General features: G+C 60.4%; 12 protein-coding genes. 9 read left to right on the forward strand and 3 right to left on the reverse strand.

Going from position 1 to position 12,948, the window contains the following annotated elements; genetic code table 11:
* From WJ35_RS21030 to WJ35_RS21065, 8 genes are all read left to right on the forward strand, one after another.
* The gene (locus WJ35_RS21030; RefSeq protein WP_224020121.1) at window positions 1-213 is read left to right on the forward strand and encodes a hypothetical protein; all 213 of its coding nucleotides are present in this window, start codon (window positions 1-3) and stop codon (window positions 211-213) included.
* A gap of 1,063 nt (window positions 214-1,276) precedes the next feature.
* On the forward strand, window positions 1,277-1,675 hold the full coding sequence (locus tag WJ35_RS21035) for a hypothetical protein (protein ID WP_034194866.1): 399 nt from the start codon (window positions 1,277-1,279) through the stop codon (window positions 1,673-1,675).
* 560 nt (window positions 1,676-2,235) lie between these two features.
* Window positions 2,236-2,505, forward strand: coding sequence for a hypothetical protein (locus tag WJ35_RS21040; RefSeq protein ID WP_011881335.1), 270 nt, complete (start codon window positions 2,236-2,238; stop codon window positions 2,503-2,505).
* 425 nt (window positions 2,506-2,930) lie between these two features.
* Entirely contained in the window at window positions 2,931-4,685 is a 1,755-nt protein-coding gene (locus WJ35_RS21045; RefSeq protein WP_069239917.1) for a ShlB/FhaC/HecB family hemolysin secretion/activation protein, read from the forward strand.
* 273 nt (window positions 4,686-4,958) lie between these two features.
* Window positions 4,959-5,543, forward strand: coding sequence for a hypothetical protein (locus tag WJ35_RS21050; protein WP_059890522.1), 585 nt, complete (start codon window positions 4,959-4,961; stop codon window positions 5,541-5,543).
* Window positions 5,544-6,074: 531 nt separating this feature from the next.
* The gene (locus WJ35_RS21055) at window positions 6,075-7,190 is read left to right on the forward strand and encodes a hypothetical protein (protein WP_124259906.1); all 1,116 of its coding nucleotides are present in this window, start codon (window positions 6,075-6,077) and stop codon (window positions 7,188-7,190) included.
* 153 nt (window positions 7,191-7,343) lie between these two features.
* Window positions 7,344-7,808: a DUF2846 domain-containing protein gene (locus WJ35_RS21060; RefSeq protein ID WP_014724421.1), complete on the forward strand. Its 465-nt coding sequence runs from the start codon at window positions 7,344-7,346 to the stop codon at window positions 7,806-7,808.
* 70 nt (window positions 7,809-7,878) lie between these two features.
* Entirely contained in the window at window positions 7,879-8,115 is a 237-nt protein-coding gene (locus WJ35_RS21065) for a hypothetical protein (protein ID WP_034194870.1), read from the forward strand.
* A gap of 109 nt (window positions 8,116-8,224) precedes the next feature.
* Here WJ35_RS21065 and WJ35_RS21070 read toward each other — a convergent pair whose 3' ends face one another.
* Together WJ35_RS21070 and WJ35_RS21075 are read right to left on the reverse strand one after the other, a co-directional pair.
* Window positions 8,225-9,853 carry an NADP-dependent glyceraldehyde-3-phosphate dehydrogenase gene (locus WJ35_RS21070; protein ID WP_069239918.1) on the reverse strand — a complete coding sequence of 543 codons (1,629 nt, stop codon included), beginning with the start codon at window positions 9,851-9,853 and terminating at the stop codon, window positions 8,225-8,227.
* A gap of 463 nt (window positions 9,854-10,316) precedes the next feature.
* The gene (locus WJ35_RS21075) at window positions 10,317-11,261 is read right to left on the reverse strand and encodes a LysR family transcriptional regulator (RefSeq protein WP_069239919.1); all 945 of its coding nucleotides are present in this window, start codon (window positions 11,259-11,261) and stop codon (window positions 10,317-10,319) included.
* A 224-nt stretch (window positions 11,262-11,485) separates the two neighbouring features.
* On the opposite strand from WJ35_RS21075, the gene WJ35_RS21080 reads away from it, so the two are divergent.
* Entirely contained in the window at window positions 11,486-12,520 is a 1,035-nt protein-coding gene (locus WJ35_RS21080; protein ID WP_069239920.1) for a DUF1338 domain-containing protein, read from the forward strand.
* Window positions 12,521-12,746: 226 nt separating this feature from the next.
* Here the strand turns inward: WJ35_RS21080 and WJ35_RS21085 are convergent, their stop codons facing one another.
* The gene (locus WJ35_RS21085; RefSeq protein ID WP_014724426.1) at window positions 12,747-12,944 is read right to left on the reverse strand and encodes a CsbD family protein; all 198 of its coding nucleotides are present in this window, start codon (window positions 12,942-12,944) and stop codon (window positions 12,747-12,749) included.
* Window positions 12,945-12,948: the final 4 nt, after the last annotated feature.

Genomic DNA, 12,948 nt, shown 5'->3' on the forward strand with positions numbered 1-12,948 from the left:
ATGAAAGAGAACGACACCTTTGCATTGTCGAAATCGTTGGAAGCAACCGTGATCGGGGAGCATCGAACCGTAGTGCTGCCAGCTGGAACATTGGTCACAGTGGTGTTGGTATTCGGTGACCCAGCAGCGCCGGTCGCATATGAAGTAGAGGCGTTCTTGGCAGCGGACGATGCGTACGCGCTTGCGACCGTGGAGGCTAGCGACGTAGGCTAATTCTTTGCCACATGGACAACAGTGACGTCCGAAGGTACGGCCAACGCTGCAACCCTTCAAGATTTGGAGGGCAACTCCTGAATGAGAACTTAGCCAATATTGCTGCTCAGGACCCTAGGCTCGCAGCTGCGGTGAATGGTAGCGGCACAAACAACATCAACGATTCTATTGGTATCGGGACGACGGCTGAGGCTAACCGACTTGGGAAAATTTGGGTTGGTGACGAGGCAACCATGATGAGCGACGGCTCGTACGTCGTTGTGAACAAAGAATGGCGCGGTGGTGCAGGTCTCTAACCGGAACAATCCGAATTGGAAGGCGCCATGGGCAAAGTGAGCGTAGTAAACATAGACGATCTGTTGAGCCGAAGCGGACTGCGGCCGACCGCACGTTCCGCTGGTGTTTCATTGTTCGATTCTCCAGATAGTATGCGGCTGTTGGAGCTATGCGAACGTTTGGGAATCGGGGTGCTAGGTATCGAGGGGTTCACGTTGTCGAATGACGATTTGTTCCCCGAGATGGACTATATAGGGGACTTCTCAGTGCTTTTAGGCCGCGACGATTTCGAGGTTGAGTCGGTCAAGGCGGCCCGGAGGTTTGTGCAGTTGGCAATGGAAGTCCCTCATCTGCTGTTCGAATACGTGCTAGCAAACCGTGATACTTCAGCGGCAGCAGCGGGATACCCATATGAGCAGCGACGCCCCGAACGCTGGGAAGTCTCTGATAGTTGGAACTGCGGCCACCGCCTTAACACCACTTGGACTTCCGCTGGATACGCTTGGAAGCGGTATCGGCGCGAAGATCGCTGTCGGAACCTACAACGGGCTTGTAAGCGCGACGGGAGCGTTCGCAGGGGCAGGAATGGTCAATCCATCGAGCGATCCATCCGCTTCCGCAGCGACTTCGGCAACCGCGTATGGCGTTGGCACCGCAGCGCAAATTTGGCTTCCCGGACACGCGGGGAATATTGCAAACCACGCTGTCCAAATTCTCTCGGGGCCAGCGCAAACGAAGGTCCAGAACAGCCTGAACAATCCGAGTTCCTCAAAATGAGATCGCTCTCATGAATCGCTTGCTAGTTTTCCCGTTCGAACTGATCAATCAAGGCGGGCTAAGCGCGGTTGTCGGGTGCTTATTTTTCGCCATTGGATTATTGCTAATTTTCATCGTTTTCAAAATATCACTTGGCTTACTTAACTTCAGTGTCATGAGTTCGACAACAAAGAAGGGCCGGATAACACGGAAATTCGTCGTGCCGGAACACACCGAGCAGCAAGGTCGGTTGTTGGTCAAAGTGCCTGCTAGAAATATGCTGGAGGTGGACGTGGAGGGTGAATTGTTTGTGATTGGGCCGCCAGATTGGAAATACGAAAGAGTAAGCGAAGGTGATGAAGTTGAGGTTCTGTTGCGCATCGGTCGCCTAACCCGAGCTGAAGTACTCGACGACATCGGGCCGTTCTAACACCGCCGCTGAACGGGGCGTTCCGGCGGGGCGCTAGACAGGAGTGCCGGCGGTTGCAAAAGGGGACACTCGATAACGGTATTGCCCCCGCTTTTCTGGATCCAAGCAGTCGGTTCGGCCCAGCATTCTACGTTGCGGAACAGCCTGTAACATCGTTGGATCAGAATGCGGTAAAAGTGTTGGACGCGATCTGATTTTTGTATTGTGCGAAGCTGATTCTATGGTAAAAGATCGAGCCTATTTCGCTGGAATTGGCCGCGAGTGTATCTAAAGGCATTGCGAATGGGCAGGGCGTGAAAATCGTGACACGCAAATTACCGCGGGCTCCGATTTGTTCGGATTGTTCCGAATGCCGTCATTGATCTTACGCGAAGTCAATTCGAACAGAATCTCGTGGATAATGGATTGGCCGCGACGCCAAAGGGTGGTGCGAACGATGTAACCGTCTACCCAAACGGGAACATTCAGTATACGGTCCGGAACAACGCCAGTTCGGCTGGTGCTGGATTCAATCGCCATTGGTGCTGCCGCGCGGGCGGAAACGCCGTAGGGAAAAATCAATGAAGATCAGATTCATCGAAGATGGAAATCTTACTTCGTGGGTGCGTCTCCTCCTTATCCTTACGGGAATCGGTTTCGCTGCAATCGCAATTGGGTTTGACCTTCCCGTTGTGTGGGCCCGCATTCTCCTGCTTGTTGGATTCGCAATCGCGCTTGTTGGGGGTATGACGAGTCGCGCAAAGATTCTGCACATCAAACCCTTCGGCAACAGTTACAAGAGGGCGCGCAGAAGCTACGAAGTGAAGGGCGATGAGCAGGACAAGTCCTGAAAGCAGCAGATCGTTGCTATACAGTCGGCAGCCTCACCAGAGCGGATACGATTGTGCGGTGAGATACGCGAAAACGGTTTTGAAGGAGCTGAGTATTGGCAAACGGGGGCCGAAGGCCGAATTGTCGCAGGGGACCTGCGTAAGTCGGATCATCGGACGGAAAGCACGATTATGAAATTAGCAGCATCGTGGGTTATCAGGATCTGAACTGCGATGGTTTCAAGAACGACCCTCAATATGCGAATCACGATAAGAATAGCCAGTACATCAAGCCGAATCGAGACGCGTACAACGCGGGACAGCAGCAGTTTGGAACCGGGCGACGGATACAGAATTGCGTAACGAGAATCTCGCGTATGAGCTGACCGGAAAGGCGGTTATTGCGAGGCTAGCAGGCCACTGGCAGAATCAGGGATTAAATTAAAATGAAGATAGCTAAACGGTTGACGGCCCTCCCAATCACGGCCTTGGTGTCGCTCGCGGTACATGCACAGCAGGCCCCCACGCCTGCTGACCAAGCGGCTGCCGCGAAGGCGAACGCCGAACAGGATCGGCAGGCGCAGCAGCAATGGGAAGCACAGCAGCGCGCCGTAACCGTGCGTGCGCCTTCCGTGCGTTCGGAAGTGCCGAAGGTCGAAGCATATCCGGCGCTTCCAACCGAAACACCGTGTTTCCGCATCGACCGCTTCACACTTGACGTTCCTGCCTCGTTGCCTGATGCGGCGAAGGCCCAAGGGGCATCAGCCTTGCCGATGGATCGATTTTCCTTCGCCCGCGAATGGTTGGAGCACTATGCCGGCCAGTGCGTCGGCAAGCAAGGTATCGATGTGCTGGTCAAAGGTCTATCGCAAGCCATCCTGGCGCGCGGCTACGTGACGACACGCGTGCTCATCCCCGAGCAAGACCTATCGACCGGCACGCTCAAACTCTCGCTGATTCCCGGCGTGATCCGCCATGTGCGCTTCACCGACGAAAAGCTCCGCGGTACCTGGAAAACCGCCTTCCCGACGCGTGACGGCGAACTGCTGAACCTGCGCGACCTGGAACAGGGCCTCGAGCAGATGAAGCGCGTGACGAGCCAGGACGTGTCGATGCAGATTGTGCCGGCCGACGTGCCCGGCGAGAGCGACGTCGTGCTCGATGTGAAGCGCGGCAAGCCCTGGACGGTTGTTGCATCGATCGACAACTCGGGTACCCGCGCGACCGGCAAGGTGCAAGGCAACCTGTCGCTCGGCATCGACAATCCGCTCGGGCTGAACGACATTTTCAACATCGGCGTAAGCCAAGACCTTGAATTCGGAGACAAGCGCCTCGGCTCGCACGGTTGGAACGGTTTCTATTCGATCCCGTGGGGCTACTGGACCGCGACGCTGTCCGCGTACACGAACACCTACTACCAGCAGATCGCCGGCGTGAACCAAACATTCGTGGCAAGCGGCAATTCAAAGACGGTCGATTTCAAGCTGGCCCGAGTGCTTGCGCGCAGCCAGAATGATGTGTTCGGTGCGTACGCTCGCCTGTCGCGTCGTTTCGGACAAAGCTTTATCGAAGACACCGAGATTTCGCAGCAGCGCCGCAACAACACGATGATCGAACTCGGCCTGACCGATCGGCACTATTTCGGCGGCGCGCAGTTCGACGGCTCGACCGCCTATCGGCAGGGCATCGGCGGTTTCGGCGCGCAGGATGACATGCTCGCAGCTGGCCCAACGTATCGGTTCAAGATGGCCGTGCTCGACGCGAACCTGTCGGTGCCGTTCGCGATTGCGCAGCAGCCGTTCCGCTACGTCACAACGTTCCACGGCCAGTACACCGGCAACACGCTGTACTACATCGACGACATGACCATCGGAAGCCGCTACACCGTGCGCGGCTTCGACGGCGAAACGATGCTGGCCGCGGCGCGCGGCTTCTACTGGCGCAACGAATTGCAGATGCCGATCGGGCAGACGGGGCAAGCAGTTTACGCCGGCATTGACTACGGCCGCGTATGGGGGCCGCAGCCGGTCGCGCTCGTCGGCACGCAGCTCGCCGGCGCGGTGATCGGCGTGAAGGGCAGCGTCGCGACACGCTTCGGTGCCTACGGCTACGACCTGTTCGCCGGCACGCCGATCTATAAACCCTCGGGCTTTCCCACTGCGCGCGTCACGTTTGGATTCCAGCTGACTTCGCAGTTTTGAGCGGGCAGCCCTTGCAGGTCACAGTCGAGCGTATGCACGTACTTTGCGTCGAATCGAGAATTACCGTGAAGCAAGAGCGACACACGGTATTTGATTGACGTTTCGCCGCTGATTGGTTGCGTCTGCGCGCTCATTTTGAGCCTGGGCGCCTTGCGTGGCATCAACATCGCCACGCGCTTTTTATGCGTGAATCACGCTGTGCGAGTTAGGGAAAATCGGACAGGTGAAGTGTAGGTGTTGTATTTAGAACTGTTTAACAATTGCGGAGAGGCGATGAATAACAAGTCAGAATTGATTGGTCTTATGAGCACCGTGGTCGTGCTTGCTGCATGTGGTGGCGGTGGCGACGGTGGCGGCAGCGCGGCGTCGGGAAATTCGGCCGGCTCGACGTCGCAAACTACGACAACGACGACCGCGGCGTTTTCCTGCCCGGCGACCTACAAGAAACTCAGTTTGTCGAACAACAGCGTCATCGCGAACGCCAACCTCAACCTGACGACCGATGACGGCATTGCGACGCTGACGGTCAAGACACCTGCGAGTGGCCAGACCGGAGACCTGACCATCTGTCTGGGCAAGCCTGATCCGGCGCCGGCCGGCGTAACCGCAAACTACATCTACGAGGTGAAATCTTCGGGCGATCTCCACGCGATGGCATCGTCGACACTGACGCTGAATTTCACGACCAATACCGTTCCGAATCCGAATCCGCCGGTTGTCGAGTTCGCCGACGTGTCCGGCTCGACCGTAGTCTATAAGCAGCTGACCCAGGGCGCATCGTACGCGACTGCACCGAACTACAGTCTGAGCGCGAATGCGCAGGATTCCGGTTTGTACGTCGTTCGACTGACGAAGTGACAACACGTTTCTGATGACCTGACGGTCGAGGTATTGGCTTGCGTGGTGGCGCTCCGCCATCACGCAAGTTTGAAAATCGCCAACGCAACTCGGACATCAACCGAGGTGCCGCTTGTCGTCGCAAATCGCGTGATGAGGATATTGGCGAACTTTGATACGATTCGACTCGCACATTGGGTGAATCGAAATTCAGACATAAATCACCAAACCAAACTCATGCGAACGACCAAAACAACCTTGACGCGATCCGTTTGCGCGGCATTAGCGTCAATTCTCTTGATCACGGGGTGTGCGACCAAGCACGCAGCATCACGCAGGACCGCGGTGCAGGAAGGCAGAAATACTTCTATACCGACGAACCTCGCCGTTGACGCTCCGAAGGATGGTGCAAGAATCGTCTTTACGACGAGCGGCATGCCCATGGCGGTGGGCTTTTCGACAAGCACGTCGGATCAGGCATGCACCGGATTCCAATCGGTCGGAGCCGTCTTCGATAGCGGGCGGGGAGCACTACTGCCGTCGATTGCGAGCTTGACCGAGAAGCTCAACAAGGCTGTCCTCAGAACCGAGACGTCGCGCGCAGTAAACGTGAAGCCCGGCGTACAAATCCAGGTCAAGGGTCTCTACGGCGACGATATGGACCGCCGTTCGGATTCGTGCGGACCGTTCGTCACCGCTTTGGTGCCGGAAAAGGGGCACGTGTATCACGTCAATTTTGCGTTCGATGGCACGCAGAGCTGTTCGCAGAGCATGACGGATATTACGGTCCGCGACCATCCGGTTTCCGTGGGGCGTCCGCTTCATTGCTCACTGCGAGATCTCAGAGCTTCGATGGGCGGTAATCCGCTCCGGGCGAAGCACGAGCAGGCGCTTGCGGCTGCACGGATACACGAGGCGGCTGCAAATTCGGCATTCGACAAGGCGTTGGCGTTGCAGGACGAGGCCGCCGCGCTCGATTCCCTCGGCGAATCCGACGCAGCACTTGCGCGAATCAACGAGGCGTTGCAATTGGCCGATCCCGCCAAAAGCAAGGATTTGATCGCCACGAAAGCCGGCATATTGTTCTCGCTGAACGATCCGCAGCAGGCGCTCTCGATTCTGGCTCCGGAAATGGAAAAGACGCGCGAGTTCGCGGCGCGCAACCCACAACTTGCACGCGTCGGTGTACTGGGTACCTATACCGAAGGATTCGTCACGGCCACTTTCGCGCGTATTCAGTTGCAGCAATGGAAGGCGGCAATCGATACATTGGCCGATGCCGAGGCTCCGCTGGAAGGGCCGAGCTTCTATGCGTACCGTGCGCTGGTCTACCGCTACATCATGGCTCGTGCCCACGATCCCGCGTTGGCGAATCCGCGGCTCGAACGGGACGCGACTTACTACGCCGCGAACGACAAGAACCAATACGGAGTCTTGTTGCGCATATGGCAGGGCGAGGACGCGCTGAAGGCGCTTTCGATCGTCAATGCCGGGTTGTCCGGCGAGGAGCGGCAGGAGGCGGAAGCCGAAGAGCAGTTCTATCTCGGCGCTTATGCGAAGTTCGTCAAAGGCGATGCCGACGCCGCGCGCAGCAGGCTGCGTATCCTCGATGGGATTGCGCCTTACGGCAGTATCGAATGGGTGTACGGCAAACGCGTCCTTCAATAAGGCGCGGTGGACGTAAAGACGGCTTTAAAAAGATGTCGTGCATAATGCGTCGCAAACGCCAACAGGCACTGAGCGGTAGCCGGCATACGCATGGATCGACCAGCGCATAAAAATGATTCGGGGTTAGCTGTTAAAAAACGAGGACCATTAAAAATGAAATTGAAGAAATTGTTCGCGATCGGCGTTTCACTGTCGATTCTGGCCGGTTGTGCGTCGGTACCGATGGGGGATCCGCAGCGCGATGCCGAGCTGAAGACCTTCAACGCTCCGCACGATAAGGCCGCGATTTACGTGTATCGAAACGAGAGCATGGGCGGGGCCGTCAAGATGCCGGTGACGCTCGACGGGAAGATTCTCGGCACGACGGGCGCGAGGACTTACCTGTATAGCGAGGTCGACCCCGGTCACCATCAATTGGTGTCGATGGCTGAAAACGACTCGACGCTGGACGTGGATACGGTCGCAGGGAAGATTTATTACGTATGGCAGGAGGTCAAGATGGGCGTCATGTACGCCCGCAACAAGCTCCAACTCGTCGACGACGTCACCGGACAAACCGGCGTGAAAGAATCGAAGCTGACGGTTCTGAAGTCCGATCAGCCTGATACTGCCAAGTGACCGCGTATTGCTGCTAGTGCTTGCAACCACGCCCGCGCAAGCGGGCGTTCTTCACTGGAGAAGACGTGCGATGACGCATTCACTGGGATCGATTCTGATCATTGTCGGCTTGGCGTCGATCATTCTTTCGCAGATCGGAATCGGGATTCATGTTTTTCTCACCAACCCTGTCAAGGGAATCGTGGGAATGTTCGTGCCGTTCTATCTGTGGGCGTACGCGCGGCGCGAGCGTGCGGGGCGCGTGTTGATTCAATGTTGGTACGCGGGGCTTGCCGCGCTGACTACGGGCGTCGTGCTGGCTTCGTAGACCGGCAACCCTGGCAGGCGTACTCCAGCGCCCGACGGGCATCTCGCGGTAGCGCTCGCGCCGCGCACGTCCCACGCGCGAGCGCCCGCCGCACCACTCCAACCGCGCTTCAGAAAATGAACCCGGTGTTCACGAACTTCGAATGGTGATCCGACACGATCGCGTCGAGCAGCCGCTTGCTGCCGTCGGTCTGCTTCGCGGCGACCATCGAGCGGATCGAGAACGCGCGCAGCGCATCGGTCACCGACAGCGTGCCTTCCGCCGAATCCTTGCGCCCGGCGAACGGGAACACGTCCGGGCCGCGCTGGCACTGGCAGTTGATGTTCACGCGGCACACCTGGTTCACGAGCGGATCGACGAGCGCGCCGATCTGCGCCGGGTCCGCGCCGAAGATGCTGACCTGCTGCCCGTGGTCCGACGTCGTCACGTAGTCGAGCGCGGTCTCGACGTCGTCGAACGGCGCAACCGGAATGATCGGCCCGAACTGCTCCTCGCGATACAGCTTCATCCCTTCCGACACCGGATACACGACGGCCGGATAGAACAGCGTCTTGCTGAACACGCCGCCCGATGCATTCACGACCTGCGCGCCTTTCGCCTTCGCGTCGTCGATCGCGTCGGTCATGTACGCGGTGCGGTGCATGCCCGGCAGCGGCGTGATGCCGACGCCTTTCTCCCACGGCATGCCGATCTTCATCTGCTCGAGCGCCGCGGTGAAGCGCTTCAGGAATTCGTCGACGATCGAGCGATGCACGAGCAGCATCTTCAGCGCCGTGCAACGCTGCCCGTTGAACGACAGCGCGCCGAGCAGGCATTCCTTGACCGTCAGGTCGAGGTCCGCATCGGGCAGCACGATCGCCGCGTTCTTCGCGTCGAGCCCGAGAATCGCGCGCAGCCGGTGCGACTTCGGGTGCTGCTTCTTCAGGTGATCGGCGACCTTGCTCGACCCGATCAGCGCGAGCACGTTGATCTTGCCCGACGCGAGCATGTGCGGCACGACTACCGCGCCCGGCGCGTAGATCGTGTTGATCACGCCCTTCGGGAACGCGTCGCGGAACGCTTCGAGCAGCGGTTCGAACAGCAGCGTGCCGTACTGGGGCGGCTTGAACACGACGGTGTTGCCCATCAGCAGCGCGGGGATCAGCGTCGCGAACGTTTCGTTCAGCGGATAGTTGTACGGCCCCATGCACAGCACGACGCCGAGCGGCGTGCGGCGGATCTGGCCGATCGTGCCTTCGGCGATCACGAAGCGCGAGTTCGCGTTGTCGAGCTCTTTCAGCGCATCGATCGTCTGCAGCATGTAGGTGACGGTGCGGTCGAACTCCTTCTGCGAATCGGCGAGGCTCTTGCCGATCTCCCACATGATCAGGTTCACGACCAGCTCGCGCTGCGCGACCATCCGCTTGATGAAGTCCTGCATGCACGCGATGCGCTGCTCGACCTTCATCGTCGGCCATTCGCCGCGGCCGGCGTCGTACGCGCGCACCGCGGCGTCGAGCGCCGCGTCGCTTTCCGGCTCGCCCATCACCGGGTAGCTGCCGATGTCGAGCTGCTCGACGCTGCCGTCCGGCTGCCGAACGCACACGGGCGACAGCACCGTTTTGGTTGCGCCGTCCCACGCGCGCAGTTCGCCGTCGACCAACGATACGCGCTGATGGATCGGCGCGGCGAGACGGAACTCGGCGGGAATGTCCTGATGAGCGGGGAACAGCTGCTGCAGGGCGGCGGAATCAGGCATGACGGTCTCGCTTGACAGGTGTCCGGAAGGACGGGAGCGATGCGCAATCCTGGGCCGAATGGAGGCGATCCTGAACCGCCATCATGACGCGCGCACGACGAGGCGTCATGCAGATCGACCACCGAAACGCGGATTGGAACCAGTTCCATTAAAAGCGAATGCCGCGCCGATTGCAACCAGTGCAGAACGCAGGCGTCTCGAGCGTAAGCGCTTTGTAGGAATGTTTCGGAATCCGCGGAATTGCGCGTTCGCCTCATGCGCAAACGTTTCACTTCGACCGCTTTGGGCGGATAATGGCCCGACGCGACGAAGCAAAAATGCCCGGAACCTGAGAGAAAACACAAGAAGAAGTCAACGAGCGAAGCAAGGTCCGTCGCGTTGCCGAAGCAAGATCGGCTGCCCGGAGCGCCGGGGTGGGGTTGCCCGCCCGGCGCGCACCGGGTCCTGCCGCGCCACGGCGCCGTCACGCCACGTCTTCGTCATCCTCCGCGTCGCCGAGCGCGTCGCGCCCCGGCGCCGCATACGCGCTCGCCTGCTCCAGCAGCCATGCCCTGAACAGCTCCAGCGGCTTGCTGTGGCTGAACTCTGTCGGGTAGACGAGGTAGTACGCGGAATCCTCGGCCGTCGCCGCGTCGATCGGCATGATGAGGCCGAGCTGCTGCAGCTGCCCTTCGACGAAGAACTTCGGCACGAGCGCGATGCCGAGCCCGGCCGCCGCGGCGCTGATCAGCATCGTATGCAGCTCGTAGCGCACGCCGTGCATCGTGCGGGTGTCCTCGACGCCGAGTGTCTCGAACCATTGCGCCCACGCGCCCGGGCGCGTCGTCGAGTGCAGCAGCGGGTACGCGAGCAGGTCCTGCGCGTGCTTCACCGGCCCGTCGAGCAGCGCCGGCGAGCAGATCGGCACGACTTCCTCGCCGAACAGGTAATCGGCCGACGTGCCGGGCCAGGTCGGCTTGCCGTAATGGATCGCCGCCTCGAAGTGGGTGTCCTCGAACGAGAACAGGTCGGTGCGGCTGCCCATGTTCACGCGCACGTCGGGCGTGCGGTCGTAGAAGCTCTTGATGCGCGGGATCAGCCAGTGCGACGCGAACGTCGGCAGCACTGCAAGCTCCAGATAGCCGCCGCCGCTGCCGTGCGCGATGATCGACAGCGTGTCGCGGTCGAGCGTCTCGAGCGCGCGGCGCACCTGGGTGCCGTACAGCTTGCCCGCGCGGGTCAGCACCACGCGCTGCTTCACGCGCGCGAACAGCCGCACGCCGAGGCTCGCTTCGAGCGTCGCGATCTGCCGCGACACCGCGCTTTCGGTCAGGAACAGCTCCTTCGCCGCGTGCGTGAAGCTCTCGTGGCGCGCGGCGGCCTCGAAGGCCACGAGCGCGCCCATGTTCGGAATCTTGAATTTGCGCATGAGGGTCGTTTCGTCTGACGAACGGGCCGGCATCGCACCGGGCGGGACGCCGGGCAATTGCCGCCGATTGTTCCAAAAACTCATTACGTGTCAATTTAATCTCGCTTTACGCCCGCCTGCAACCATTTGAATAATGCATCCCACGCAAGGCCGGGCGTCCATCGGGCGGCTGGCCGACGAGTCGCCGGCACCGTTGCCGGCCGGTCCCCCCGAAGAGAAACCAGATGCGCAATCCGAATATCGAGAGCTTGCTGACGAAGCTGCTGGGACAGGCGAAAACCGACGCCCTGTTCGCGACCCTGAACATGCCGGCCATCCTCGAGGAATGGGAAGACGGCGTCGTGACGCGCGCGGAAATCGCGCAGGCGATGAACATGGCGCTGTTCGAGGGGCTGCTCGAACGCTCGCCGAACGGCCGCGCATACACGGCCGACGCGATCGGCAACGGCGGCTCGGTGTATTTCGATCACGGCGCGCTGCGCACGGTGCGCTGGCCGCACACCGGCGCGCTGCCGCCGGGCGAGGCCGCATTCACGCGCATCCTGCGTCCGCTCGGCTTCCGCCTGAACGGCCGCTATCCGCTCGACAAGCTCGGCATGACGGGGCGCGCATACGCGCACGAGGATGCGCCCGACGAGATCGCGCAGTTCTTCGTCAGCGAGTTGCATCCGGAGCGCTTCTCGAAGGAATTCCAGCAGGCGGTGACGAACGTCGTGAGCTCGTCGCGCGATCCGCTGAGCCCGGCCGCCGTCGCGCTGCTGTGGGAGATCGAGCGTGAAGGCTGGCTGCCGCTCGACGCCGCGCACGCGCTGCTGCCGGAGATCGTCGGCGCGTTTGCGCGCCAGCACGACGTGCCGCGCGAGCTCGACTACGACACGCTGCTGCTCGAATCGGCGGAAATGGCGTGGATCGCGACCGAAGGCAATGCGTTCAACCATGCGACCGACCGTGTCGCCGACGTGTTCCGGCTGTCCGACGACGAGAAGGCGAAGGGCCGGCCGATGAAGCCGGAAGTCGAGCGCTCGCGTTCGGGCCGCGTGTTCCAGACCGCGTATCGCGCGGACGTCGTCGAGCGCGAGTTCAGGACGCGCGACGGCGGGCTGGTCAAGCGCAGCGTGCCCGGCTCGTTCTACGAATTCATCACGCGCAAGCGCACGTTCGACCAGGCGCAGCGCCGCTGGGTGACCGACCTGCGCTTCGATGCCGGCAACGCGCAGGGCATCTTCAAGATGACCGCGAACGCCGCGAAGCAGGCATAAGCGCGCTACTCATCGAAGAACGGGCCGGCGGCTGAGGACAGCCGCCGGCCCGTTGGCGTTGAATGGACTGCGCAATCGGTCAGAACAGGTGCATGACGAGGTAGAACAGCACCAGCACGCCCAGCGGCACGCCGAGCAGCCATGCAATCAGGTACTTGCCCATGTCGTTGTCCTCCACGTGGCCGCGACGCGCAGCGCGTCGCGGCGGGGTATGACGACCGGTTCGTTACAGCCCGCTATCGAAGTCCTTCAGTTGTCGCTCGGCTTCGTCGCGGGCGATCCCGTAACGCTCCTGGATCTTGCCGACCAGATAGTCGCGGTTGCCTTCGGCGACGGCCAGGTCGTCATCGGTCAGCTTGCCCCACTTCGCCTTGACCTTGCCAGTGAGTTGCTTCCATTGGCCCTTGATCTTGTCTTCGTTCATCATT

Source organism: Burkholderia ubonensis (genome assembly GCF_001718695.1).
Lineage (GTDB): Bacteria > Pseudomonadota > Gammaproteobacteria > Burkholderiales > Burkholderiaceae > Burkholderia > Burkholderia ubonensis_B.